At 71.4% G+C, this 25,308-nt stretch carries 22 protein-coding genes; 11 read left to right on the top strand and 11 right to left on the bottom strand.

Annotated features, from left to right (window positions below; genetic code table 11):
• The first annotated feature begins 11 nt into the window (after nt 1-11).
• On the top strand, nt 12-1,001 hold the full coding sequence (locus AB0I79_RS07260; protein ID WP_357868218.1) for a diiron oxygenase: 990 nt from the start codon (nt 12-14) through the stop codon (nt 999-1,001).
• On the opposite strand, the gene AB0I79_RS07255 is transcribed toward AB0I79_RS07260, so the two are convergent.
• The gene (locus AB0I79_RS07255) at nt 958-1,728 is read right to left on the bottom strand and encodes a class I SAM-dependent methyltransferase (protein WP_357868216.1); all 771 of its coding nucleotides are present in this window, start codon (nt 1,726-1,728) and stop codon (nt 958-960) included. The genes AB0I79_RS07260 and AB0I79_RS07255 overlap by 44 nt on opposite strands.
• 51 nt (nt 1,729-1,779) lie before the next feature.
• Between AB0I79_RS07255 and AB0I79_RS07250 the strand changes: the two genes are divergently transcribed.
• Both AB0I79_RS07250 and AB0I79_RS07245 read left to right on the top strand, forming a co-directional pair.
• Entirely contained in the window at nt 1,780-2,454 is a 675-nt protein-coding gene (locus tag AB0I79_RS07250; protein WP_357868213.1) for a copper resistance CopC family protein, read from the top strand.
• Nucleotides 2,451-3,485: a CopD family protein gene (locus tag AB0I79_RS07245; protein WP_357868210.1), complete on the top strand. Its 1,035-nt coding sequence runs from the start codon at nt 2,451-2,453 to the stop codon at nt 3,483-3,485. Before AB0I79_RS07250 ends, AB0I79_RS07245 begins: the two co-directional genes overlap by 4 nt.
• 86 nt (nt 3,486-3,571) lie before the next feature.
• Here AB0I79_RS07245 and AB0I79_RS07240 read toward each other — a convergent pair whose 3' ends face one another.
• The 3 genes from AB0I79_RS07240 to AB0I79_RS07230 are packed head-to-tail and all read right to left on the bottom strand — an operon-like array spanning nt 3,572 to nt 6,937.
• A complete protein-coding gene (locus AB0I79_RS07240; RefSeq protein ID WP_357868207.1) occupies nt 3,572-4,759 on the bottom strand; it encodes a hypothetical protein in 1,188 nt (395 codons plus the stop codon).
• A gap of 50 nt (nt 4,760-4,809) precedes the next feature.
• Complete coding sequence (locus AB0I79_RS07235) at nt 4,810-5,601, bottom strand: class I SAM-dependent methyltransferase (RefSeq protein WP_357868205.1); 792 nt, start codon at nt 5,599-5,601, stop codon at nt 4,810-4,812.
• 10 nt (nt 5,602-5,611) lie between these two features.
• On the bottom strand, nt 5,612-6,937 hold the full coding sequence (locus AB0I79_RS07230) for a cytochrome P450 (protein ID WP_357868203.1): 1,326 nt from the start codon (nt 6,935-6,937) through the stop codon (nt 5,612-5,614).
• Nucleotides 6,938-7,059: 122 nt separating this feature from the next.
• Here AB0I79_RS07230 and AB0I79_RS07225 point away from each other — a divergent pair, with 122 nt between their 5' ends.
• The 4 genes from AB0I79_RS07225 to AB0I79_RS07210 all read left to right on the top strand — a co-directional run bounded on the left by AB0I79_RS07225 (nt 7,060) and on the right by AB0I79_RS07210 (nt 12,024).
• Nucleotides 7,060-7,467 (top strand): PaaI family thioesterase, encoded by a 408-nt coding sequence (locus AB0I79_RS07225; RefSeq protein WP_357868201.1) that lies wholly within the window; start codon nt 7,060-7,062, stop codon nt 7,465-7,467.
• Nucleotides 7,468-7,576: 109 nt separating this feature from the next.
• Nucleotides 7,577-8,014: a nuclear transport factor 2 family protein gene (locus AB0I79_RS07220; protein WP_357868198.1), complete on the top strand. Its 438-nt coding sequence runs from the start codon at nt 7,577-7,579 to the stop codon at nt 8,012-8,014.
• Nucleotides 8,015-8,131: 117 nt separating this feature from the next.
• On the top strand, nt 8,132-11,179 hold the full coding sequence (locus AB0I79_RS07215) for an alpha/beta fold hydrolase (protein WP_357868195.1): 3,048 nt from the start codon (nt 8,132-8,134) through the stop codon (nt 11,177-11,179).
• Entirely contained in the window at nt 11,176-12,024 is an 849-nt protein-coding gene (locus AB0I79_RS07210; protein ID WP_357868192.1) for an ABC transporter permease subunit, read from the top strand. The genes AB0I79_RS07215 and AB0I79_RS07210 overlap by 4 nt, the downstream gene beginning before the upstream one ends.
• A gap of 40 nt (nt 12,025-12,064) precedes the next feature.
• Here AB0I79_RS07210 and glpK read toward each other — a convergent pair whose 3' ends face one another.
• The 3 genes from glpK to AB0I79_RS07195 form a co-directional block, all read right to left on the bottom strand.
• Nucleotides 12,065-13,579, bottom strand: a complete 1,515-nt coding sequence (gene glpK / locus AB0I79_RS07205; protein ID WP_357868189.1) for a glycerol kinase GlpK — start codon at nt 13,577-13,579, stop codon at nt 12,065-12,067.
• 26 nt (nt 13,580-13,605) lie between these two features.
• Entirely contained in the window at nt 13,606-14,412 is an 807-nt protein-coding gene (locus tag AB0I79_RS07200) for an MIP/aquaporin family protein (RefSeq protein WP_357868188.1), read from the bottom strand.
• A 158-nt stretch (nt 14,413-14,570) separates the two neighbouring features.
• On the bottom strand, nt 14,571-15,026 hold the full coding sequence (locus AB0I79_RS07195; protein WP_357869641.1) for a GNAT family N-acetyltransferase: 456 nt from the start codon (nt 15,024-15,026) through the stop codon (nt 14,571-14,573).
• Nucleotides 15,027-15,253: 227 nt separating this feature from the next.
• Here AB0I79_RS07195 and AB0I79_RS07190 point away from each other — a divergent pair, with 227 nt between their 5' ends.
• Nucleotides 15,254-17,374, top strand: a complete 2,121-nt coding sequence (locus tag AB0I79_RS07190; protein WP_357868185.1) for an ATPase — start codon at nt 15,254-15,256, stop codon at nt 17,372-17,374.
• A 13-nt stretch (nt 17,375-17,387) separates the two neighbouring features.
• Here AB0I79_RS07190 and AB0I79_RS07185 read toward each other — a convergent pair whose 3' ends face one another.
• Together AB0I79_RS07185 and AB0I79_RS07180 are read right to left on the bottom strand one after the other, a co-directional pair.
• Complete coding sequence (locus tag AB0I79_RS07185) at nt 17,388-18,254, bottom strand: hypothetical protein (protein WP_357868182.1); 867 nt, start codon at nt 18,252-18,254, stop codon at nt 17,388-17,390.
• A 209-nt stretch (nt 18,255-18,463) separates the two neighbouring features.
• Nucleotides 18,464-18,865: an ankyrin repeat domain-containing protein gene (locus AB0I79_RS07180; protein WP_357868180.1), complete on the bottom strand. Its 402-nt coding sequence runs from the start codon at nt 18,863-18,865 to the stop codon at nt 18,464-18,466.
• 86 nt (nt 18,866-18,951) lie between these two features.
• On the opposite strand from AB0I79_RS07180, the gene AB0I79_RS07175 reads away from it, so the two are divergent.
• Together AB0I79_RS07175 and AB0I79_RS07170 are read left to right on the top strand one after the other, a co-directional pair.
• Nucleotides 18,952-19,854 carry a PAC2 family protein gene (locus tag AB0I79_RS07175; RefSeq protein WP_357868178.1) on the top strand — a complete coding sequence of 301 codons (903 nt, stop codon included), beginning with the start codon at nt 18,952-18,954 and terminating at the stop codon, nt 19,852-19,854.
• A gap of 26 nt (nt 19,855-19,880) precedes the next feature.
• Entirely contained in the window at nt 19,881-20,921 is a 1,041-nt protein-coding gene (locus AB0I79_RS07170) for a Gfo/Idh/MocA family oxidoreductase (protein WP_357868176.1), read from the top strand.
• 116 nt (nt 20,922-21,037) lie between these two features.
• On the opposite strand, the gene AB0I79_RS07165 is transcribed toward AB0I79_RS07170, so the two are convergent.
• On the bottom strand, nt 21,038-21,820 hold the full coding sequence (locus tag AB0I79_RS07165) for a tyrosine-protein phosphatase (protein ID WP_357868173.1): 783 nt from the start codon (nt 21,818-21,820) through the stop codon (nt 21,038-21,040).
• A 73-nt stretch (nt 21,821-21,893) separates the two neighbouring features.
• On the opposite strand from AB0I79_RS07165, the gene AB0I79_RS07160 reads away from it, so the two are divergent.
• On the top strand, nt 21,894-22,766 hold the full coding sequence (locus AB0I79_RS07160) for a hypothetical protein (protein ID WP_357868171.1): 873 nt from the start codon (nt 21,894-21,896) through the stop codon (nt 22,764-22,766).
• Nucleotides 22,767-22,777: 11 nt separating this feature from the next.
• Here AB0I79_RS07160 and AB0I79_RS07155 read toward each other — a convergent pair whose 3' ends face one another.
• On the bottom strand, nt 22,778-25,267 hold the full coding sequence (locus tag AB0I79_RS07155; RefSeq protein ID WP_357868168.1) for a tetratricopeptide repeat protein: 2,490 nt from the start codon (nt 25,265-25,267) through the stop codon (nt 22,778-22,780).
• Nucleotides 25,268-25,308 lie beyond the last annotated feature (41 nt).

Raw genomic sequence — 25,308 nt, 5'->3', positions numbered from 1 at the left:
GAGTGCATGCGATGACATCCGCACCGAGCTCTACCGCCGCCAGGGAACGCGACGAACGGGTCGCGAGCCGCAGCGCGTACCGCGCGGTCATCGACCGCCTCTCGAAGGCGTCGGTGGACAAGCACTGGGAGCCGTACCGCGACATCCCATGGGACGACCCGGAGTTCCACGTGGACCAGACCGATCCGCGCTGGGAGCTGCCCGGGGTGGACCGCCTCGGCGGGCACCCCTGGTACCTCAGCCGCTCCCCCGAGGTACGCGCGCGGATCGGCCTGTGGCGGGTGGCCACCGCCATGAAGATCGGGCTGCAGTTCGAGAACCTGCTCAAGCGCGGGCTGCTCAACTACGCCTACCGGCTGCCGAACGGGTCCCCGGAATTCCGGTACGTCTACCACGAGACCACCGAAGAGGCGCATCACGGGATGATGTTCCAGGAGTTCGTGAACCGTACCGGGCTGCCCATCCGCGGCATGCCCGGGCCGCTCTCGGCGGTCGCCCAGGTGGCGCCCTGGATCCCGCTCATCTCGACCGAGCTGTTCTTCATCTTCGTGCTGGGCGGCGAGGACCCGATCGACCACGTGCAGCGCAGGCTGCTCAAGGACGGCCGGGTGCACCACCCGCTGGAAGAGACGATCATGCGCATCCACATCGCGGAGGAGGCCAGGCACATCTCCTTCGCCCGGCACTACCTGCGCAACCGGGTGCCGCGGATGCCCGCCTACCGCAGGCTCCTGCTGGGGATCGCCTCACCGATCGTCCTCGGCATCATGGCCCGGATCATGCTGGCGCCGCCCGGGCCGATGATCCGGCGCTTCAGGATCCCCGCGAGCGTGGTGGCCGAGGTCTACCTGCGCAACCCCGCCGCCCGGCAGGAGATCCGCGACTCGGTGGGCAAGACGCGCGAGCTGTGCGCCGAGATCGGGCTGATCAACCCGCTCACCCGGCGCATCTGGCAGGTCATGGGGATCTGGGAGGCCGCCGCGCCGTCAGCACCTCGGTGACCGTCTCCAGCTCCCAGCGGCCCGACGGGTTCGCCGCCAGCAACTGCCGCCTGGCCTCCTCCTTGAAGGCCGCCAGCCGAGCGCCGAGGCGGGCGGGGGCCGAGTAGGAGTACGACAGCTGCAGGCCGATCACGGCGTCGAGGTCGTACACCTGGCGCTCCACGTAGTGGGCGCGGTCGAGGACGCTGAACGGCGAGGTGGCCAGCACGTCGTCGTGGTGCTCGCCGGTGGCCTGGAAGGAGCTGGACGCGCTGAAGGTGTTGACGCCGAACTCGTCGCGTACCCGGCGGGTGACCGGCTCCCAGGGCTCTTCGCGCGGCTCGCGGGTCGGCCCGACGAGGGCCACGACGCCGTGCCCGGGCAGCAGCGCGTCCAGCTCCGCCAGCACCGCACGGCGGTCCATCCAGTGGAACGACCTGCCCATGACGACGTGGTCGAACGCGGGCAGCTCGCGCAACCTCGTCGAGTCGGCCTCGATCCAGCGGATGTTCCGCTCCCGCGGGGCCAGGCGCCTGCCCTCGGCGAGCATCTCCTCGTCGGGATCGACCGCGAGGACCTCACGGACCCGCCCGCTCAGCGGGATGGCGATGGTGCCGGGGCCGCAGCCCAGATCCAGGACGACGCTGTCGTCGCCGAACGTCATGGCCAGGTGCTCGATCGCCGGAACGCCCGGTCTCGTGCGGTACTTCGCGTAATAAGGTGCCGCGCCGCCGAACAGGTCTTCCATGGATGGGACCATATACGGGTCCGCAACGTGTTTTATGGAAGGTTCTGATCTGTGAGGCGGCTACTCACGGTCCTGCTGCTCGCGTTCGCCGCCGTGGGAGTGACGTACTCCCCGGCCCAGGCGCACAACGTGCTGATCGGCAGCGACCCGGAGGACGGGGCCACGCTGACGGCCTCGCCCTCGCAGGTGACGCTGGTGTTCGACCAGGCGGTGCGTCAGGGGTACGCGCAGGTGGGCGTGACGGGCGCGGACGGGTCGGCGTGGGCCGACGGGAGTGCCGTGGTCGCGGCCGAGCGCGTTTCGGTGAAGGTCAAGCCGCTGCCGGCCGGAGGGTCGTACGTGGTGGGTTACCGGATCCTGTCGGCCGACGGGCATCCGGTCACCGGGAAGATCAGCTTCAAGCTGGCCGCTGCCGCCACCCCGGGCGCGGCAGGGGCGGCGGCGGCCGGGGTCGCGGCGGGCGGCTCCAGCGCCGACGCAGCCGAGGCGGCGGCCAACGGCGGGGCCGGGATGGCCGTGGTGTGGATCGTGGGGGCGCTGCTGGTGCTCGCGGCCGGGACGGCGGTCGCCCTGCGCCGCGCCACCCCGGCCGGGCGCGCCGCTCCGGCTCCGGCGCCGGGCGCGGCGAGTGCCGATGCTGCGGGCGCGGCGAGTGCCGAAGCCGCGGGCGTGCCGAGGACCGAGGCCGCGGGCGCGGCGAGTCGTGGTGAGGGGAGCGGCGCGTGACCGCCGTCGCCCCTGTGCTGCCCCCGCAGCAGCGCGTCGGCGGGCGGCTGGTGGCCGGCGCGTTCGGCGTGTGCGCGGTCGTCGCGGCCGTGGCGGCCAGCTCGTTCACCGCTCAGGAGTCCGTGCCCGGCATCCCCATGCCCGGCCCCGTCGTGTCGGTCGGGCTGCCGGTCGTGCGGGTGCTGCTCGACGTGGCCGCCGTGGCCGTGGTCGGGCTCAGCCTGCTGCCCAAGCTGCTCGGCTTCAGCATGCCGGAGCGTACGGAGCCGGTGATGCTCAGGGTGCGGCCGCTGGCCGTGATGGCCGCCTGGGCCTGGGCGATCTGCGCGCTGCTCACGATCGTCTTCCAGACCGCCGAGCTGAACCCCGGCGCCGTGCCGACGTTCGGGTTGATCGCTGGATATGTCGGAAGTGTCGGCACGGGTCAAGGGCTGCTGTTCAGCGCGGCATGCGCGCTGGCGGCGGCCGGGATCGGGCTGATGGCGGTGCGGTTCGGCGAGAAGGTCCCGGCGGAGCTGCGGATCATCGTGGCGCTGTTCGGGCTGCTGCCCATCCCCGTCACCGGGCACGCGGTGAACTCCGTCTGGCACGACCCCATCATGATCTCGATGGAGATCCACGTCATGGGGGCGGCCGCCTGGACGGGCGGGCTGGTGGCCACGGCCGTGTTCGTGGCGCCGCACCGCGGCCTGCTGGCCGTGGTGCTGCCCAAGTTCTCCAGGATGGCCACCGTGTGCCTGCTGCTGGTGGCGCTGTCCGGGCTCGTCACCGGGCTGGGCACGATGGCGCTCACGCCCGGCGTGACACTGCCGGACGCCATCGTGACCAGCCACTACGGGGTGCTGGTCGTGGTCAAGACGGCGCTGGTGGCGCTGCTGGTGCCGCTGGCGGCGCACATCCGCTTCCGGCTGCTGCCGGTCATCCGCCGCGGCGGGGCCACCGCCCTGGTGGGGTGGGCGGCGGCCGAGGTCGGGGTGATGGGGCTGGCGTACGGGGTGGCGGTGGCCATCACCCGCGCCTCCATCGCCTGAGACTCCTGCGTACGGACGGCTGAACCGCTCACGGGCGGGGCGGCTGCGGGCGGGGCGGCGGAACGGCTGCCGCCCCCGCGGGCCCGCTACGGCGTCGCGGGCGCGACCACCGGGCGCGGCGTGGCCCCGATCGGCTGGGGCCTGCGCCTGCCCGCGACCCACTCGATGGCCAGCCAGGTGGCGAGCAGGCCCAGCCCGGCCCACACCGCCGACGGCGTGGCCAGCGGGGGCGCTCCCAGCAGGCCCTCCTGGCCCTTGACCGCGCCGTACACCGGGCCCATGACCGCGCTCTGCACCACCAGCGCGCCGTACGTGACCGCCGTCACCCCGGCCGCCCCGAGCACCGCGCGCACGACCGGCATCCGCACCAGGAACGCCAGGTCCACCAGCAGCCCGGCGGCGACCATGAAGAACGGCACCGCCGACGGCGGGAACCCGGTGAAGGTCAGCAGCGGCCAGATCAGCGTCCTGAACAGCACGTAACTGCCCGCGACGAGCGTGGCCGCGCCGAACCTGCCGACCATCAGCCTGGCCACGACCAGCACCGACAGCACCCCCACCACGGCGTAGACCGGGTACAGGTAGTCGGGCACGGGCAGCGTGAACCCGGCCATCATCGTGCGATCGATCGGCCGCCCCATCTGGTCGGCGGCGAACTCCAGCAGGATCGGCTCGGCGTAGGTCGCGTTGTTGTCCCACGCGCCGAGCGACAGGATGCCGTACTCCTGGTGCTGCTCGGGGAAGTGCATGTTCTCCAGGAAGAACGCGAGGAAGGCGCCGAGCACGACCACGCGCTCGCGCCCCTGCCGCGCCCTCATGGACCAGCCGCGGATCACGCCCGCGATCATGAAGAACGTTCCAACGTAGAGCAGGATGTGCGACGGGCTCCACGAGGTGATGTCGAGGCCGTTGACGCGGTGGTTGATCAGGTCGAGCGGCACCGCGACGAGGAAGATCCCCGTGCCCCACTGGATGAGCCTGAGCGCGAGCTTGTCGACGCCGTAACCGGTGTAGCCGTGGATCACGGTGAGGGCGACGGCGATGACCGTGCCGACGGAGTTGAGCAGGTGCGGCGGGGCGAGGTCGTCACGCAGCCACTTGAAGTGCCACGAGACGTCCCAGGCCGAGCCGAGCACCTTGAGCGTGAACGCCGCCAGCCAGCCGAAATAGAGCACCCTGAACAGGTCTTGCGGAGTTTCGCGGCCCGCCTCGCCGCGAGTCCAGTAGGGCAGGGCCCAGGCGGCGGCCCTCTTGAACGATGCTGGAGACTTCACGGCAGAGAATCTTACGGTCATCTGCCTCGTACGGTCCGATCGCGGGGGCTCTACCTCGACGAGGCCCGCAGAGAGTACATGAGCGGAATCCTGGGGGCGCCGGCGGGCCGGCGGTAGGCGCCGTCCGCCTCCACCAGGTCGGCGAAGCGGCGGAAGAGCGTGTGATCATGCTCGTGCAGGAAGTCGATGCGCAGGCCGGCCGCCGCGACCGCGGTGACGACGTCGCCCATGCCGTGGTCGAACTGCACGGAGGTCTGGTGTTCGAGGATGTCGCTGCCGGTGTAGGTGTGCGGGTACTCCCAGACCTGGGGCGTGCGGTCGAAGTAGTCGCGGGTGATGTGGGTGCCGGTGTCGTCGTCCAGCATGTTGGTGAACGGGTGGAACTCCGCGAGGTACAGGAAGCCGCCGGGGTTCAGCAGGGCGGCGACCGTCTCGGCCCAGCGGGTGAGGTCGGGCAGCCACACCAGGGCGCCGATGCCGGTGTAGACGATGTCGTACGTCTCGCCGAGCGCCCGGGGCGCGTCGTGGACGTCGGCCGTCACGAACCTGGCCGGGATGCCGCACTCGGCGGCGATGCTTCTGGCCTGCTGGACGGCGGCGTCGGAGAAGTCGAGGCCGGTCACCTCGGCACCGAGCCTGGCCCAGGAGAGGGTGTCGAGGCCGAGGTGACACTGCAGATGCGCCAGGCGGCGGCCGGCCACGTCGCCCACCTCCGCGAGCTCGAACGGCCGCAGCGCGCTGCCGCCCGCCTTGAAGCCGGCCACGTCGTAGTAGTCGCTGGCGAGGTGGATCGGGACGCGCGCGTTCCAGTTGGCCTGGTTGATCTGCAGGTAGTCCTCCATGCCGGTGATCCTAGGCAGGAGGCGCCTCCCCGTTCCAGGCATTTCGGCCGCGGCGGCGCAGGCGTACCGGCAGGTGCTTGAGCCCGTTCTGGAAGTTGGAGGTGAGCCGGCGCGGGCTGCCGGCGAGCTCGACGTCCCAGGCCGGCAGCTCCCGGAAGACGGAGCGGAACTGGGCGCGGGCCAGGTGGGCGCCCAGGCAGAAGTGCGGGCCGAAACCGAAGGTGACGTGGTCGTTCGGGGTGCGGCCCACGTCGAAACGGTCGGGGTCGGGGAAGACGGAGGGGTCGCGGTTGGCGGAGGCGTGGTAGACCACGACCTTGTCACCTGCGCGGATGGCCTGGCCGGCGAGGGTGAGGTCGCGCGTCGCCGTACGCCTGAAGTGCATGACGGGGGGCCAGAAGCGCAGCATCTCCTCGATCGCGGAGTCCAGGAGGGAGGGGTCGGCGCGCAGGCGGGCCAGCTCGGCGGGGTGCTGGAGCAGGGTGAGCAGGCCGCCGGGGATGCCGTTGCGCAGGGTCTCGTTGCCGGCGACGGCGAAGAGGAAGAACATGTTCTCGAACTCCGCCTCCGTCAGGCCTGCCTTGCGCATGGCGGCCATGACGGACTCGCCGTCCACGGGTGTCCGCGCGAGGGCGTGGGCGTAGGCGAACATGTCGGCCAGCGCGGCCCTCGAACGCGGGTTGACGCCGGGCCCGAGCTGGGGCTTGGCCGCGAGCGCCAGGCGGCCCATGGGAGTGAGGGACTCGGCGTCCGCCGTGGACAGGCCCGCGTAGTCGTCGTCCTGGTAGCCGATCACGCGTGACGCCCAGTCGTACAGCAGCCGCCTGTCCTGGGCGGGGACGCCCATGACGTGGGCCAGCGTCCACACGGGCAGGTCGGCGGCCACCTCCACGAAGTCGCACTCCCCCGCCTCGAACAGCGCCGCCGCCCGTTCGGCGATCGTGCGCTCCAGCGCCCGTACGGCGCGCGGGGTGAACGCCGCCGCCACGATCCTGCGCAGCCTGGAGTGGTCCGGCGGGTCCATGTTCAGCATCTGGTCCTGGACGAAGCGCAGGTCGGCGGGGGTGTCGGGGTCGCGGATCTGGGTGGCGCCGAGGTGGGAGGAGAAGTCCTCCGGGGCGCGGAGCACGTGCTTGACGTCGGCGTGCCTGAACACCGCCCAGAAGCCGGGGCCTTCACGCCATGGGCCGATGGGGGGCTCGGGGATCCAGCGGACGGGAGATTCCGCTCTGAGGCGGGCGAACAGGTCGTACGGGACGGCCGTGTCGTAGGTGGACGGGGTGAAGATCTCGACCGCGGACCGGCCCGCTGGGTGACCGTCGTCCATCGCCGGCATACCGTCTCCCCTCCCCCGTCCTTCGGACCGGTTCTCCACAGCCGGATACGGGCCGCGGCGAGTTGTCCACAGGCTCCTGGCCGGGCCTCTCACCCGCCCCGTCCAGCGTGCATGATGAGCCCGTGACTCCAGAAGACGCTGAGGCGATTCTCCAGGAATACTTCGCCCCCTGGATCAGGCAGCTCGGCCTGCGGGTGGAGGAGGTGGGCGACCGCCACGCGATCGTGCGGCTGCCCTGGTCCGACGAGCTGGCCAGGGAGGGCGGCGGGCTGTGCGGGCAGGCCATGATGGCGGCGGCCGACACGGCCACGGTGCTGGCCATCTCTTCGGCGCGGGGCGGGTTCGTGCCGATGACCACGGTGCAGCAGTCCACGACGTTCCAGCGGCCGGTGGTGGGCAAGGATGTCCTGCTCGACGTGCGCATCACGAAGCTGGGGCGCACGCTGGCCTTCTCAGAGGTCACCCTCACGGCCGAGGGCAGCGCGGAGACGGCCGCCCACGCCACCACCGTCTACGCGATCCTGGGCTGACCGCGTCCGGATAGCCGTCCCCCTTATCTCACAGGTAATCGCCAAGCCACACCCATCAGAGGAGACTGACGAGTGCACGCACCGCCATAACGGACATGGAGGATGGATCATGACGACTTCGGACACTGTGCAGGAGTTGCTTCGGCGGCTCGGTGAGGGTGACGCCGAACGGGCCGCCGAGTTGTTCGCCGAGGAGTGCGACTGGCTCTACAACTGGCCTGCCGAGGGGCATCCGTCGGTGCCGTGGATCCGTCCCCGTTCGAGCCGCAGTGACGCGGCGGATCTGTTCCGCGCGCTGCGGACCTATCACGTGCCCGAGCTCAACAGCACCACCGTCACGCGGATCCTGGTCGACGGGGACGACGCGGTCGTGCTCGGCGAGTTCACGCAGACCGTCGCGGCCACGGGCCGGCCCTACACGTCCGCGTTCGCCCTGCGTCTCACGGTCACCGACGGCCTGATCACCCGCTACCACATCTACGAGGACAGCCTCACCGTGGCCCGGGCGCACTCGGAGACCACCGCCCCGGATCGCCAGGCCTCGTGACGGACATCCTCCGCAGGCTCCGTGATCCACCGGTCCACCTCGGCGAGCACCTTTCGGCAGGTCCCGGCGTGAGTGCCGTCTCAGCGATCTCTCAGGTGCGGAAAGTAGGCTCGCCGCATGAAGCGTGTGGCCGCCCTGGTTGCGGCACTCGCCCTCATCGGGGTGACGACGTGGCTCGTGTGGCCGTCGGCTCCGGAGGTGCGGGCCCAGGACCAGCGAATAACCGTCGTCGACGGACCAGCCGACGACCAACGGGTCGAGCTCGATACGACGTTCTTCCCACCCCCTGATGGGGGGAAGGCGCCTGCCGTGATGCTCGCCCACGGTTTCGGCGGCAGCAAGCAGAGCATGCGTGACCAGGCGGTCCGCCTCGCCCAGCAGGGCTATGCCGTGCTGACCTGGTCGGCTCGCGGCTTCGGCCGCTCGACCGGGCAGATCGCGCTCAACTCGCCCGACTACGAGGTCAAGGACGTCAAGCAGCTCATCGACTGGCTCGCCAAGCGGCCGGAGGTGCGGCTCGACGCCTCGGGCGACCCGCGCGTGGGCATCGCGGGCGGCTCGTACGGCGGGGCCATCGCCTTGATGGCGGCGGCCCACGACCAGCGAGTCGACGCGATCGTCCCGCAGATCACCTGGTCCGACCTGGCCGACGCCCTCTTCCCCAACGCCGCCACGAGCACGGCCGCAGGCACGGGCACGAACGCCGGCACAGGCACGAACGCCGGCACAGGCACGAACGCCGGCACAGGCACGAACGCCGCCACTGAGACCGGCACGAGCACGGACGCAGGTACGGGCGCCGGGGCGGGCACGGGTGCCGGGGTGGGTGGCGCCGCCACGAGCGGGGTCTTCAAGCGCATGTGGGCCGGGATCTTCTTCGGTCAGGGCGTTTCGCTGGACGCCACGTCGCTGCTGGGGCGCAGGGAGGCGGCGGCGGGGCCGGTGACGGAGGAGCAGGCGCGGTGCGGCAGGTTCCTGCCCGCGATCTGCGACATCTACCAGCAGGTCGCCGAGGACGGCCGGGCCACGCCGGAGGCCGTCGCGTTGCTGCGCAGGTCCAGCCCGATCACCGTGGCCAGGCAGATCAAGGCTCCGACCCTGCTCATCCAGGGCCAGCGCGACTCGCTGTTCCCCCTCAGCCACGCCGACGCCAACGCCAAGGCCATCGCCGCGGCAGGCACGCCGGTGAGCCTGGCCTGGTTCGACGGCGGGCACGACGGCGGCAACGGCGAGGCCGACTGGCTCTTCGACCAGTCGGCGGCCTGGTTCGCGCGTTATCTCAAGGGCGAGGGTTCCGGGCAGGCCGCGCCGCCGGTGAGCGCGTTCACGGTGACGCGTGACGGCGGGCGCGACCCCGGCACCCGCCAGCGCATCCGGCTCCACCCCGAGGCCGCCTCCTACCCCGGCCTCGCGGGCACCGGCACCACCACCGTCGCGCTGAACGGCCCCGAGCAGAACATCGTCAACCCGCCCGGCGGCGCCCCGGCCTCGATCTCGACCGTGCCGGGCATCGGCGGGCTGCTGGGCGGCCAGAACACCGGTGGTGTCTCGATCGACATGCCGGGCCAGAGCGCCGCGTTCGAGTCCGGCCCGCTCGCCGCCCCGCTGCAGCTCACCGGCAGCCCCACCGTCAAGATCAAGGTGACGGGCAAGGGCGAGGCGACGCTGTTCGCGAAGCTGTACGACGTGGCGGACGACACCCAGTTGCCCACGTTGCCCGCGGGGCTGGTGGCACCCGTCCGGGTGACGATCCCGGAGGGCGCGGGCAGCGCGGAGGCCACGGTCAGCCTGCCCGCGGTGGACCACCGCTTCGCCGTGGGGCACCGGCTCCGGCTGGTCGTGACCACGACCGACATGGGCTTCGCCACGCCCGCGCAGCCTGCCGCGTTCAAGGTCTCGCTCGTCTCCCCCGCCGTCAGCGTCCCCACGGTGGGCACGCTGGCCGCCGCTCCGACCGGGGTGGCGTGGTGGGTGTGGGCGATGCCGCTGTCCGCCGTGGTGATCGCCGCGATCCTCCTGGCCACGGGCCGCACCACGTCCCGCTCCGGCCGTCGGCCGGCCGGCCGCGGTCAGAGCCTGCCGCAGGCCACGACGGACGCTCCACTCCTCACGCCCTCCGCCAACGGCACGACGCACGTAGTGACCGCCGATGGCACGGCTCACGCCGCCTCCGCCGACGGCACGGCGCACATAGTGACCACCGATGGCACGGCGCACGCCGCCTCCGCCGACGGCGCCGCTGACGATGCCTCCACGGTGGCCACAGCGAACGGCGCACCTGGCGCCGCCGCCGCCAACGGGACGGGCGATGGCGGCGCCGGCGACGGCAACGAGACGGGCAACGGCAGGAGCACCGTTGACGGCGAGAGTGGCGTCGCCCGCTCCAACGGCGACGGCGCGTCCTCGAACGGCTGCGGCGGGGCCGAGGTGCCGCTGGAGATCAGTGGCCTGACGAAGGCGTACCGGAACGGCGAGCTGGCCGTCAACGACCTGTCGTTCCGGGTGGAGCGGGGCCAGGTGCTGGGCCTGCTCGGCCCCAACGGCGCGGGCAAGACGACGACGATGCGCATGATGATGGGCCTCATCCGGCCGGACTCCGGCGAGATCCGCATCTTCGGGGAGCAGGTGACCCCGGGCGCGCCCGTGCTGTCCAGGCTGGGGTCGTTCGTCGAGGGGCCGGGCTTCCTGCCGCACCTGTCGGGGCGCGACAACATCGAGCTGTACTGGGCCGCCACCGGCCGCCCCAGGGCCGACGCGCACTTCGAGGAGGCGCTGGCGATCGCGAACCTGGGCAAGGCGCTCGACCGGGCCACGCGCACGTACTCGCAGGGCATGCGGCAGCGGCTGGCCATCGCGCAGGCCATGCTCGGCCTCCCGGACCTGCTCGTGCTGGACGAGCCCACGAACGGGCTCGACCCGCCCCAGATCCGGGAGATGCGGGAGGTGCTCAAGCGGTACGCGCGCGACGGCCGTACCGTGATCGTGTCCAGCCACATGCTGGCCGAGGTGGAGCAGACCTGCAGCCATGTGGTGGTCATGCAGCGCGGGCGGCTGGTCTCGGCCGGCCCCGTGTCGCGGCTGCTGAGCTCGGCCGCCACCGTCGCCAACGGGCACGGGCCGCGCCTGGAAGACGTGTTCCTCGACCTCATCGGAGACAAGCCATGACCGCCGCGACCGGCTACGCGCCGAACCGCACGCTGCCGTTGCGGGTGGAGATCGTCAGGCAGTTCAAGCGGCGGCGCACGCTGGGCATGTTCGCGCTGCTGCTGGCCCTGCCGTGGATCCTCGTCATCGCGTTCCAGATCGGGCCGCAGTCGAGCTCGCAGGGGCAGTCGGCGCTGCGCATGTCGGACCTGGCGACGCAGAGCGGGCTCAACTTCGCCGCGTTCGTGCTGTCGGTGTCGGCGAGTTTCCTGCTCGTGGTGGCGGTCGCGCTGTTCTGCGGCGACACCGTGGCGAGCGAGGCCAACTGGTCGTCGCTGCGGTATCTGCTGGCGGCGCCGATCCCGCGCGACCGGCTGCTGCGGCAGAAGCTGATCGTGGCGCTCGGCTACTCGGCGGCGGCGGTGATCTGCCTGCCGCTGATGGGGCTGCTCGCCGGCACGCTGGCGTTCGGCTGGGACGACATCACGGTGCCCGGCACGGGCGAGACCATCCCGGCGCTCGACGTGCTGCCGCGCTTCGGGATCGTGATCGGGTACGCCCTGGTCAGCCAGCTCGTGGTGGCGGCCCTGGCCTTCCTCATCTCCACCATGACCGACTCCCCGCTCGGCGCCGTGGGCGGGGCGGTCGGGCTGTGGATCGTCTCCACCATCCTGCAGGCGGTCGAGGCGCTGGGGGTGCTGCGCGAGTTCCTGCCGACGTTCTGGAACACCGCCTGGACCGATGCCCTGATGCCCGAGCTGGACTGGAGCGGGATGGTGAAGGGCGCCTCCGTGTCGGTCACGTACGCGGCGATCCTGATCGCGGTGGCGTTCCGGCGCTTCCGCCGCAAGGACGTGGTCAGCTAGCGAGCCACCACCTCATGAGATGGCCGGCCATCTCATGAGGTCAGCCGGTGGTCCAGTCGAAGGCCTTGGTGACGGCCTTCTTCCAGCCCGCGTACGCCTTCTCGCGCCGCTCCTCGTTCCAGGTCGGGTTCCAGCGGCGCGACTCCGCCCAGTGCGCGCGCAGCTCGGCGGTGTCCTTCCAGTAGCCGACGGCCAGGCCGGCGGCGTACGCGGCGCCGAGCGCCGTGGTCTCGGCGACGACGGGGCGGCTGACCGGCACGCCGAGGATGTCGGACTGGAGCTGCATGCACAGGTCGTTGGCGGTGACGCCGCCGTCCACCTTGAGCACGTCGAGCACGACCCCCGAGTCCCGCTGCATGGCCTCGACGACGTCGCGGCTCTGGTAGCAGATGGACTCCAGCGTGGCGCGGGCGAGGTGGGCGTCGGTGTTGTAGCGGGACAGGCCGACGATGGCGCCGCGGGCGTCGGCGCGCCAGTACGGGGCGAACAGGCCGGAGAAGGCGGGCACGAAGTACATTCCTCCGGAGTCGGCCACCTGGCGGGCCAGCGTCTCGCTCTGGCCCGCGGAGGTGATGACGTGGAGCTGGTCGCGCAGCCACTGCACGGCCGAGCCGGTGACCGCGATGGATCCCTCCAGGGCGAACACGGCGGGCTGGTCGCCGAACTTGTAGGCCACGGTGGTGAGCAGGCCGCTCTGGGAGCGTACGCGTTCGGTGCCGGTGTTGAGCAGCAGGAAGTTGCCGGTGCCGTAGGTGTTCTTGGCCTCGCCGGGCGAGAAGCAGACCTGCCCGACGGTGGCGGCCTGCTGGTCGCCGAGGATGGCGGTGATCGGCACCTCCCCGCCGAAGGAGCCGTACCGGAAGGTGGCGCCGTAGCCGGCGGGGTCGGCGGAGGGGCGGATCTCGGGGAGCATGGCGCGGGGGATGCCGAAGTAGGACAGCAGCTCGTCGTCCCAGTCGAGGGTGTCGAGGTCCATCAGCATGGTGCGGCTGGCGTTGGTGACGTCGGTGACGTGCACGCCGCCGTTGACGCCGCCGGTGAGGTTCCACACGGTCCAGGTGTCGGTGTTGCCGAAGACGGCCTCGCCGCGGTCGACGGCCTCGCGGACGCCGGACACGTTCTCGAGGATCCACTGGATCTTGCCGCCGGAGAAGTAGGCGTCGGGCCGCAGGCCGGTCCTGTCGCGGATGACCTGGCCGCGCTCGTCCTGTTCGAGGGCGGCGGCGATGCGGTCGGTGCGGGTGTCCTGCCACACGATGGCGTTGTAGTACGGGCGTCCGGTGCGCGGGTTCCACACGACGGTGGTCTCGCGCTGGTTGGTGACGCCGAGGGCGGCCAGGTCGCTGTCGTGCAGGCCGGCGCGTTGCAGCGTGGTCTGGATGACGGCGGCGGTCCTGGTCCAGATCTCGATCGGGTTGTGCTCGACCCAGCCGGCCCTGGGCAGGATCTGCTCGTGTTCGAGCTGGAACTTGGCGACCTCGGCGCCATCGTGATCGAAGATCATGAAGCGGGTGCTGGTGGTGCCCTGGTCGACGGCGCCGACGAAGTCCGGCATGGTGCTCTGCTCTCTCCTCGAGGTCCTCAGTCGGACGGCTTCACGGTGTCGCGGTCCTCTCCCTGCGGGAGGAAGCGGGAGATGCACACCTGGTACAGCCCGGCCCCGAGGACGCCGCCGACCAGCGGGCCGACGATCGGGACCCAGAAGTACAGGTCCCCGTACTGGTCCCGCCACGCACCTCCGTAGCCGGTGAGGAAGCTGGCCAGGCGCGGCCCGAAGTCGCGCGCCGGGTTGATGGCGTAGCCGGCGTCGGTGCCGAAGGACATGCCGATGCCGACGACGAGCAGGCCGATGACGAACGGCCCCAGGTTCGCGCTCGGCGCCATGTTGGCCGTGTCGGACAGGGCGAAGATGACGAAGAGCAGGATCGCGGTGCCGATGACCTGGTCGCGCAGGGCGCCCCACAGGTCCACCGGCAGGGTGCCGTTGCCGGGCAGGGTGGAGAAGACGATCTGCGTCTTGAGCGTGTGACCGGGGTCGGCCATGGCCAGCACCTCGGAGTAGTTCCAGCGCACGATGAGGGCGGCGAGGAACGCTCCGGCGGTCTGCGCGACGGCGTACGGGAGCACCTTGGGCCAGGGGAAGCCCCTGAAGATGGCGAACCCCACCGTGACGGCGGGGTTGAGGTGCGCGCCCGTGGTGCGGCCGGCGACGTAGACGCCGAGCATCACGCCGATCCCCCACGCCCAGGCGATGCTGTCGTGGTCGCCGAGCTGGGCGGCGACGACCTGCGCGACGACGCCGGCGCCGAACAGGATGAGCACCATCGTCCCCGCGAACTCGGCGACGAGCTCCCCCGTCAGCCCTCTCCGGGCGGGACGTCCGGCCACCGGTCACCTCCTTGAAGCGGCCCTGTGTGCATTCCCTGATCCGGAGAACGAACACACTTCGTGCTCAAAACATTGCGAAGAGTGACGAAAGCGCTTGGGTTCGACCGGCACGCTCGACGCCGGGAACCGGCAGGCCGAGGGGCGGTGAGGCCCGCGGCCTAGAGAGGACGGCTGAAGGTGACCAGGCTCGTGCCGGGCCCGTGGTAGCCGGGGACCGGCTCGCTCGCCGCGAACCCCATGCGGCGGTGGAAGGCGATGGAGGCGCCGTTGACCGGCGCGGTGATGGCCTTGACGACGCGGCGGCCGTCGCCGCGGGCCAGCTCGAAGAAGCGCTCGTACATGGTGCGGGCCAGCCCGCCCTTGCGGGCGCCGGGTGCGACGCCGACGAAGTGGATGTACGCCTCGTCCGGCAGCGAGGGCGACAGGAACCCGATCAGGAAGCCCGCCAGCTCGCCCCCGGGCCCCTCGGCGACCAGGCTCGTACGGTGGAAGTGGTCGAGGAAGAGCCTGGGCAGGGCGGCCGCGACCGGGCGGCCCCACCAGTCGTCGAGCACGGCGGCGATGGCGTCGTAGTCGGCGGGGGTGGCGGGGCGCAGGGCGTACACGGAAGGGATGCTAGTCCCAGTGGGGCGGCCGGTTCTCCAGGTAGAAGGAGTCGCTGTCGGTCTCGCGCCAGTCACCCCAGCCGAGGTCGGTGTCGTCGGCGGTCTGCTCAGGTAGAAAATCCTCCACGACAGACATGCTACCCAGGCGTACAAACCGGCACCGGGCGTGTCCGCGGGTCCAAGGACAGGCCGCGAACACGGCGGTACGATGCGAAGGCAGGTGTCGCCTACCCCCCGTGAGGCTGCTCATGGCCACCCCTACAGGCTGGCGGCGTGAAGGCAATCTGCCGGCGGAGCTCACGACCTTCGTCGGCCGCACTCGTCTGCTCGCCAACCTCAAACGGCACCTCGGCGAGTCGCGGCTGGTGACCGTCACCGGCATCGGCGGGGTGGGCAAGTCGCGCACCGTGCTGCGGCTGGCGCACCAGGTGCGCTCCCACTACCCCGACGGCGTCTGGTTCGCCGACCTCGCCCGGCTGCAGGACGCGGGCATGGTCAAGCACACCATCGCCTCCGCGCTCGGCATCGCCGACCAGTCGTCGCGGGCGGAGTCGGAATCGCTGTCGGAGTGGGTGGGCGAGCGCGACATGCTGCTCATCATCGACACCTGCGAGCACCTCGTGCAGGGCTGTGCCGAGCTGGTGCACGAGCTGCTGGAGGCGGCGCCCAACCTGAAGGTGCTGGCCACCAGCCGCCAGTCGCTGCACCTGCCGTACGAGCACGTGGTACCGGTGCCGCCGCTGCAGGTGCCCGGCGACGACCCGGCCGAGAGCCTGTTCACCAACGAGTCCGTGCAGCTCTTCGCGGCCAGGGCCGGGGCCAGCGTGCCCGACTTCGTGCTCGACGAGGACAACATCGCCCCGGTGGCGGAGCTGTGCCGCAGGCTCGACGGCATCCCCCTCGCCATCGAGCTGGCCGCGGTGCGGCTGCGGGCGCTGTCGGTGGAGCAGATCCTGGGGCTGCTGGCCGACCGGTTCAGCCTGCTGGCCGGCGCGAGCCGTACGGCGCTGCCCCGCCACCAGACGCTGCGGGCGGCCATCGGCTGGAGCCACGAGCTGTGCGAGCCGGCCGAACGGCTGCTGTGGGCGCGGCTGTCGGTGTTCGCGGGCGACTTCGAGCTCGACGCGGCCCGGTTCGTCTGCTCCGACGGGCGGCTGCCGTCGGAGGACATCACCGACCTCGTCACCGGGCTGGTGGAGAAGTCGATCCTGCTGATCAGGAGCAACCACGCGGGCGTGCGGTACAAGCTGATCGACACCCTGGCCGAGTACGGCGAGGAGTGGCTCGACAAGCTCGGCCAGAAGGAGCAGATGGCCCAGCGGCACCTGGAGTACTACCTGAGCCTGGCCCAGCGCAGCGAGGACGCCTGGTCGGGGCCGCGGCAGATCTACTGGTTCGTCCGCATGCGGCAGGAGCACGACAACGTCCGCGTGGCGCTGGAGCACGCGCTCAAGTCGCCCGGCAAGTCGGCGCTCGCGCTGACCCTGCTGTCGTCGCTGTGGTTCATGTGGGTGTGCTGCGGGTTCGCCCGCGAGGGGCGCCTGTACTTGGAGCGGGCGCTGGAGGCCAACCCCACGGTCAGCAAGGAGCGCTGCAAGGCGCTGTGGGTGCTGTCGTACGTCAAGAGCGCGCAGGGCGACAGCGCGGGAGCGCTGGCGGCGGCCGAGACGTGCAGCACCGAGGCCGTCCGGGTGGGCGACTCGCGGGCGGTGATCCTGGCCTCCAAGATGCAGGGCACGGCGGCGCTGCTCCAGGGCGACCTGCAGAAGGCCAGCGCGCTGCTCGGCGTGGCGATCGAGTTCAACACCGAGAACAGGGAGCTCAACCCCGGCCTGCTGCCCGCCATCGTCGAGCTGTCGATCGTGCTGACCACGCAGGGCGAGCTGTACGAGGCGGAGTCGCTGCTGCAGGACTGCCTGCAGGTGTGCAAGGAGCGCGGCGAGCTGTGGGTCAGCTCCCACGCGCAGTGGGCGCTGGCGAGCACCCGCATCGCGACCGGCAGGATCCAGGACGCGCTGCAGAACGCCAGGGAGGCGCTGCGGATCAAGCGGCACTTCCACGACACGCTCGGCACCCTGATGGCGCTGGAGACGGCGGCGCGCATCTTCGTGCTGTCCGACAGGCTCACGCTGGCCGCCCAGCTGCTCGGCGCGCTCCAGCAGAACTGGAAGAGCGCCGGGCTGCCGCAGCTCGGCGCGCCCTGGATGACCGGCGAGCACAACGCGTGCATGCGTGACTGCCGGCAGCGGCTGGGCGAGCTGGCCTACAAGAACGCCTTCGAGGAGGGCGCCCGGCTCGATCTCGACGAGGCGTCCGCGCTCGCGCTGGACGACCCGGACGCCTCCGACGAGAGGTAGGGTTCGCCGACCGTCAGACGGCCTGCGGCCACTGGGTGCCGTCAGGCCAGGCGTGCACGTAACGCGCGCTGCCGAGGGAGAACTCTATGTGGCCTCGCACCCAGTGTTCGAGGCCGCGTACGTACTTGCGGACCGGGAGCGGGGCCCAGCGCTCCAGCGCCGTGCGGCGGTCGAGGAACGCGGCGATGGCTTCGTTGTGCATCTGGGAGACCTCGCTCAGCGCGTCCTGCAGGCTGAGGGACTTGTGCGTGGCCAGCACCGTGACCAGGTTGTGCCGGGCCTTGTCGGTGCCGCGTTCCTTCGCGTACGACAGGAGGTCGTTGTCCCAGCCGATGAGGTCGCACGCCAGGTCGGACAGCGCGCGCACGTCGGGGTGGTGCCACTCCTCCGCTTCCAGGCGGTAGCCGCCGCCTGCGTCGATGAGGGCGAAGCAGGTGTAGGTGGCTCCGGTGATGCGGCGCATCAGGACGTAGTCGTCGGGTGTGGGGATGAGGTCGACCTCGCGATTGGCTGCCTCCCAGATCTGGGCGAACAGGTATTCCTTGACCGTGATGCGCCACCGGTCCACCTGCGCGGGGGTGGCGTACTCCGAGATGCGGCGCAGCAGCTCGTTGAGTGCGAGGCCGAACGGGTCGTCGGTGTCGGGTTCCCGCCGCCCGTCGAGGATCTCCAGGAGCGGGGGCAGGGCGCGGGCCAGTGCGGAGGCCCGATGCCCCATCAGCTCGCCCTCGCAGAACGCGTCGTCGAAGGCGAAGAGCCAGTTGTACCAGTCGTTGATCAGCCGGAGGCTGTCGCGCGGCACCGTGGGGTTGGTCCGTGCCGCGAGCATGCCGATCTTCGAGCGCCGGAAGTGCTCGATGGTCTCGGCGCCGTTGAGCATCTTTGAGGCGGCCAGCCATGCGTGACTCTCCGCGTCGACCTCCGAGGCATGAACGTTGATCTCGTTCGGGAACGGACATGGCAGCGGAGGGATGTGGAGCGGTCGCCTACTGAAGGAGTGCGCAGAAGTAGCCACGCCCCCCAGCATGACTATGGAGTGTTCGAAAGGCCACACTCGGCAACTTCAAGCTCTTTATTGCTTATTTCATACTATGAATCGCTTTGCGCGAACCATTGGATAAACTGGTCATTTGCGAACATTTGCGCGGTCTCCATCGCGGACGGCCGCCCCGCGTACGGGTCGGCCCCGGCGTCCAGCAACGCTCTGACCACGCCAGACTCCTTCTTGAAGACCGCGCCGGCGAGCGGCGTCTGCCCCCGGTCGTTGGCGCGGTTCGGATCGGCGCCGCTTGTTACAAGCATGCGTACCGTCTCAGCGTGACCGTAATAAGCCGCCAGCATCAGCAAAGTGTCACCTTTGCCGTTGGTCAGGTCGACCGGCACCCCGGCCTCCACGTACGCGCGCAGCGCCTCGGTGTCGCCCGCCCTGGCCAGGCCGAACAGCTTGGTGGCGAACTCCTCGATCTCAGGATCCCCGTCCATGGGGCCCATTGTGCCTCGATAGGGTGCCGTGCACGGAATCGATCCGATGCGCCGTAGGTTCTGGTGAAGAGTACCTAGGGAAAGGCTGTTCAACCGTGTTCGACCCGAAGGATCTCTACGAGCTCGCAGACGACGCCCCCGAGCTTGCCGATCCGGTGTTGCTGTACCACTTCGACGGCTTCGTCGACGCGGGCTCGGCCGGACGGCTCGCGCTGGGCCACCTGCTGGCCGAGCTGGAGCACCGGGTCGTGGCGACGTTCGACGTGGACCGGCTGCTCGACTACCGGTCACGGCGACCCATCATGACGTTCGACACCGACCGGTGGGTGGAGTGTGAGAGCCCGGAGCTGGCCGTCCATGTCGCCGAGGACGCGACGGGAACGCAGTTCCTGGTGATGAGCGGGCCCGAGCCCGACCGGGAGTGGGAGCTGTTCACCAAGGCCGTGGCGGCCCTGGTGGAGCGGCTGAAGGTGAGCAAGCTGGTGACACTGCACGGCATCCCGATGGCCGTGCCGCACACCCGGCCGCTCGGCATCACGATGCACGCCAGCAGGCCCGAGTTGATCAATAATGCGCAAAGCAGTGTGTTCGGGCGTGTCCAGGTGCCAGGCAGCGTCGCGGCGCTGCTGGAGCTACGGCTCGGGGCGCAGGGCCACGACGCGCTGGGGTACGCGGTGCACGTGCCGCACTACCTCTCGCAGGCCGAGTACCCGACCGCCGCGGTGAGCGGGCTGGAGGCGGTGACGCGGGGGACGGGGCTGGTGTTCCCGATGGACGCGCTGCGCGAGGCCGCTCGCCGTACGACGACGGAGATCGAGGAGCAGATCCGCGCCTCCAGCGAGCTGTCCACCGCGATCACCGGGCTGGAGCAGCAGTACGACGCGTTCGCGGCGGGCGCCGAGCGCGAGAACCTGATGGCCGAGACCACACCCATGCCCACCGGGGACGAGCTCGCCGCCCAGTTCGAGCGCTTCCTCGCCGAGCGTGACGACGAATAGGAGCGCACCCCGGATACGCTGGCTCGATGACTGAGATCCGCGTCGGCCTCGTCGGTTACGGCACCGCCGGGGCGTACTTCCACGCCCCGCTGATCCACGCCACCCCCGGCCTGACCCTGGCGGCCGTCGTCACCAGGAATCCCGATCGCCAGGCCGAGGTGGCCGGCAGGTACGGCGCGGCGGGGGTGAGCGACGTACGGGAGCTGTGGCACCGCTGCGATCTCGTCGTGGTCGCCTCGCCCAACCGGACGCACGTGGCCACGGCGGCCGCCGCCCTCGCCCAGGGCCTGCCCGTCGTCGTGGACAAGCCGCTGGCCAGGACGGCCGAGGAGGGCCGCGAGCTGGTGCGGCTGGCCAAGGAGCGCGGGGTCATGCTCACCGTGTTCCAGAACCGGCGCTGGGACGGCGACTTCCGCACCGTGCGGCGGCTGGCCGGCGAGGGGCGGCTGGGCGAGGTGCTGCGGTTCGAGTCGCGGTTCGAGCGCTGGCGGCCGGTGCCGAAGGGCGGCTGGCGGGAGGCCGGCGGCCCCGAGGAGGTCGGCGGGCTGCTGTACGACCTGGGCAGCCACCTCGTCGACCAGGCCGTGCAGCTTCTCGGGCCGGTACGCGAGGTCTACTGCGAGAGCGACGTCAGGCGCGAAGGGGTCTCGGCCGACGACGACACGTTCGTCGCCCTCACCCATGCCGGCGGCGCCCGGTCCCACCTGTGGGCCAGCTCGATGGCCGCGCGCCTCGGCCCCCGCTTCCGCGTGCTGGGCTCGGCCGCCGGCTTCGTGAAGTACGGGATGGACGTGCAGGAGGAGCGGCTGCGGGCGGGGATGACGCCCGATTCGCCGGGGTTCGGCGACGACGAGGAGGACCGCTGGGGCCTGCTCGGCACCGAGGGCGAGCGGCAGATCGTCCGGACCGAGCCGGGGGCGTACCTCGACTTCTACCGGGGTGTGGCGGCGGCGCTGCGCGAGGGCGCGGCGCCGCCGGTGGACCCGGACAGCGCGGTGGACGTGCTGGCGATCATCGAGGCGGCCCGCCTCTCGGCGACCCAGCGGATCGTCGTCCACCTGAGCTGACGAACGGTGCCGGCGCACAGCGCCGGTGGGCGGTGCCGGTGGGCGGTGCCGGTGGGCGGTGCCGGTGGGCGGTGCCGGTGGGCGGTGCCGGTGGGCGGTGCCGGTGGGCGGTGCTGTCAGTCGCGCAGGCGGGCGCGCATCACGGCGGTGTCCTCGTCGGTCCAGCCGTTCCGGGCCAGCCAGCCCAGCGGCCCGCCGAAGCGGTCGTCGAGGACGCCGAGGAACTGCTCGATGTAGCGGGCCCTGGGCAGGTGGTCGTCGGCCGGGCGCGAGTCGAGGTCGCCCCGGTAGGTCTCGCTGGCCCGCAGCCGCTTGAGGATCAGCTCCAGCCGCTCCCCCGTGGCCACGTAGTCCTCGACGATCGCCTCCCGGGTCACCCCGGCGATCTCCAGGGCCAGCGCCGACAGCACCCCGGTACGGTCCTTGCCCGCCGCGCAGTGCACCAGCGAGGCCCCGTCGCGCAGCGCCATCGCCCGCAGGGCCGCCACCACCGCGTCCGGCCGGTCGCGCAGGTAGCCGAAGTAGAAGCCGGTCACCCGCAGCTCCTCGTCCACCACCCGCTCCGCCCACGGCAGCACCCGCTCACCGTCGATCGTGTCGGCTTCCACGTCGGTGTGCCGGCCGCCCTCGGCGAACAGCGTCAGGTGGTGGTGCCGCACCTCGGGCACCAGGGTCAGCGGCCCCGGCCCCTCCAGCGCCACCTCGGCGTTCGAGCGCAGGTCCACCACGTGCCGCAGCCTCAGCTCGCCCACCAGCAGCTCCACGTCCGCCGGGGTGAGGCCCTGAAGGTTGTCGGCGCGGAAGATCTGCCCGCGACGGGTGCGGCCACCGTCACGAGTTGGCAGTCCGCCCAGGTCACGCGCGTTGACCGCGCCTTCCAGATCGATCCACCTCGTCATCTCACTCATTATTACGACCCTATATGTCCGCCAAACATGAGCGAATTCGAGGTTCATAACGCAGCATGAACGTATGGATCCACGAGCTCTGCCTCCACGGCTGGTGATCGATCCATCGCTGCACCCGGAGATCTCGGTCGAGCTGCGGTCGAGTCCGCACATTCTCCGCCAGGCTCGGTCGGGCGCGCGCATGGACACCACACGCAATCCTGCCCTGCTCTTCGCCCTGCCCGCCTTCCTCATGCTGGTGTACATGCTGACGGGCTGGGCCGGTCTGTGGGTCGTCGGCATGGGAGTCGGCCTGATCGTCCTGATCCGGTGGATGGCGATGGACAGCACATATCGATCCACCAAGCGAAGACTCCGGCTGGCGCGCGAGCACGCCAACCAGTACATCCTGCCCGAGGATCTCGACTATCCCTGCCAGCAGCTCCTGCGCCGGGCGCAGAACGCCGTCGAGGCGATCATGGCCTCGGCGGTGCACAAGGCGGGCCTCATCGACAGCATCGAGAACCAGGTGTCGCTGCCGGAGGAGATCTGGCAGATCGCCACCCGGCTGCGGAAGCTGTCGTCGATGCACGCCGAGCACGGGAAGATCATCCCGCGTGAGCTGCCGCCGGGCATGGAGGACGCGTTCAAGCCGTACACCAGCGCCCTCGACGCCGCCTGGACGTCGCTGTCCCAGCGCGTACGCCACCTGGAGAAGTACGCCAAGCAGGTGCTCAAGGCGGACAAGGTCTACCACGCCCACACCCGGCTGGAGAAGCTGGCGGCCAAGACGCCGGAGTACCAGCAGCTCATCGCCGAGACCGTGCGGGACGAGCTGGCCCACGAGCGCATCAGGGAGCTGTCGGACCAGGCCGCGCACGTCCGCAAGCTGTTCGAGGAGAGCATCCTGCAGGCCAGGCAGGCGGCGGGCGAGCTGCTGCGTTCGCCGCTCACGTAGAGGGTCACCGCTCACGTAGAGGGGGCCGCGCGCCGCAGGAGCTCCAGCGTCCTGCGCATGCCGGCCTCGTTCCCGAGGCTGCGGTAGATCTCCCTGGCCTGCTCCAGCGGCTCCACCGCGGCCCCGCGCCCGCCGGCGTCCAGGTGCGCCTCGCCGAGGTAGCGCAGGCTCCTGGCCATCCACCACCGGTCCTCCAGCTCGGCGAACTCCCGCACCGCCCGCCGCAGCTCCTGCTCGGACTCCTCGATGCGCCCGAGCCTGGCCAGCGCCCGCCCGGCCGACACCGCGGTCCTGGCCACCCCCCACGAATCGCCCAGCGCGGCCAGGATGTCCTCGGCGCGCCGGACGTGGTCCAGCTCGCGCAGCCCGTTGTCCGGGTCGCCCACCTCGCCGGCGGCGCGCAGGCAGCGGGCCTCCTCCCACAGCTCCCCGCGCTGCTTGAACATCTCGCCGGCCCGGTCGAGGCTGAAGCCGGCCCTGGTGAACAGGTTGGCGGCCAGCCGGCGGTCGCCGTGGCGGTACTCGCCGCGGGCCTGGGCCGCCAGCACCTCGCCGTAGACGCGCAGGGTCTGCGCCTCGGAGTAGCGGTTGCCCTCCCGCTTGAAGATCGCCAGGGCGTCCTCCAGCAGCTCCCTGGCCTCCTCCGGGCGCCGCTCCGCCATCCGCATCTCGGCCAGGTTGCGCTGGGTGCGGGCCATCCACCACACGTCGTCCTCGCCCTTGAACGCGGTGATGGCCCCGATCAGGAAGTCCTGCGCCCGGTCCAGGTTGCCGTCGCTGAACAGCGTCATGCCGATCGTGCGCATGGCCCTGGCCGCCCACCAGGTCTCGCCCAGCTCGTTGAAGATCGCCAGTGCCCGCTCGGACTCCTCCAGCCCCCGCTCGCGCAGCCCCAGCCCGCCGTGCACGGCCGCGGCGTCCAGCAGCGCGATGGCCAGCGAGCGGCGGTCACCGGCCTTCTCCGCCGCCTGGCAGCCCAGCTCGGCCACGGCCACCCAGTCGGCCCAGTACGCGCGCAGCGAGTGGCACAGCGAGCAGAACGCCCTGGCGAGCCCCCACGTCAGCTCCCAGAGCCGGAGCTGCTGAGCCAGGTGGATCATGGCGATGAGCGAGAGCCGCTCGGCGTTGAGCCAGTCGCCGGCCCCGAGCTGCCCGTCGGCGCTGGCGCGCCGGCCGCCCCTGCTCCAGTCCTGCGGCCAGCGGTTCTGGGCGGCCTCCTCGGCGCGGCGGCGGTAGCCGTAGAGCACGCGCTCGAGGGCGGCGCCGCGCCGCTCGTCCTCGTCGCGATCGGCCAGCTCGGCGGCGAACACCCGGACCAGGTCGTGCAGGCGGTAGCGCATCGTGCCGGTCTGGTCGGTGCCCGAGCACTCGGCGAGCTGGGCGTCCATGAGCGCCTCGAGCTGGTCGGCGCCTTCCAGCACGGAGATGTCGAGCAGCTCGCCGGCCACCCAGCCGGGCACGTCGGGCGAGGTCAGCGCGCTGAGCAGGCGCAGCAGGCGGCGCTGCATGCCGGTGCAGTCGTCGTAGCTGAGCTGTACGGAGGCGCGCACGCTCTTGTCCACCGTGGGCGCCACTTCCAGCATGTCGAGGATGCGCCGCGTGTCCACCAGCCGGTTGGCCATCTCGCGCATCGTCCACTGCTCGCGGGTGGCCAGCCGGCCGCCGCAGATGTTGATCGCCAGCGGGAGGTAGTCGCACAGCCGCACGACCTCCTTGGTGGCCTCCAGGTCGTCCACGACCCTGGCCCCGCCGGCCAGCCTGGCCAGCAGCTCCACCCCGTGCGCCTCGCTGAACTCGCCGAGCCGCCTGTCGTGCGTGCCGTTCAGGAACAGCGGGGCGCGCGAGGTGACCAGCACCGCGCAGCCGGGCTCGGCCGGGATGAGCGGTTTGACCTGCTCGGCGTCGTGCGCGTTGTCCAGGCCGATGAGGATCCTGCGGCCCTTGGTCCAGGTCAGCCAGAGCTTGCGCAGCTCCTCCAGCCCGCCGGGGTCGGTGGTCAGCCGCACGTCCAGCGCCCGCAGGAAGCCGATCAGCACCTCCTCGGGCCGTACCGGGGCGTCCACGCCGCCGCGCAGGTCGGCGTAGAGCCGGCCGTCGGGGAACCACCCGGCGACCTCCTGCCCGAACCTGGTCATGAGTGCCGACTTGCCGACGCCGCCGCGCCCGTACACGGAGACGACCAGCGGCGGCGAGAGGCCGGCGGACCTGCGCCGGGCGGCGAACACCTCGCGCAGCTCGGACAGCGTCTCGGCGCGTCCGGTGAAGTGCTCGGGCACGGGCGGCCACTGGTCGGGGGCCATCGAGCCGGGCTCTGATCGGGGCCGGCCCTTGGCGCCGCCGCGCGACTCGGTGGTGGCCCAGGTGGTCAGGCCGACGAGCAGGGCCGCGGTCAGGGTGACGCCGATCTTGGCGGCGGGCGGGATCTCCCACTCCAGGGACGCGGCCAGCACGCTCGCGGCGCCGGCGGCCAGCCCGGCGGAGACGGGAGCCGCCCAGGGCACCCTTTTGCGTCGCTGCTTTTCCGGAAGGTTGTCCCCTGTCA

Source organism: Nonomuraea sp. NPDC050202, from assembly GCF_040656115.1.
GTDB lineage: Bacteria > Actinomycetota > Actinomycetes > Streptosporangiales > Streptosporangiaceae > Nonomuraea.
The sequence above is the reverse complement of the archived record's forward strand: the minus strand, read 5'-3'. Positions and strand labels throughout refer to the sequence as shown.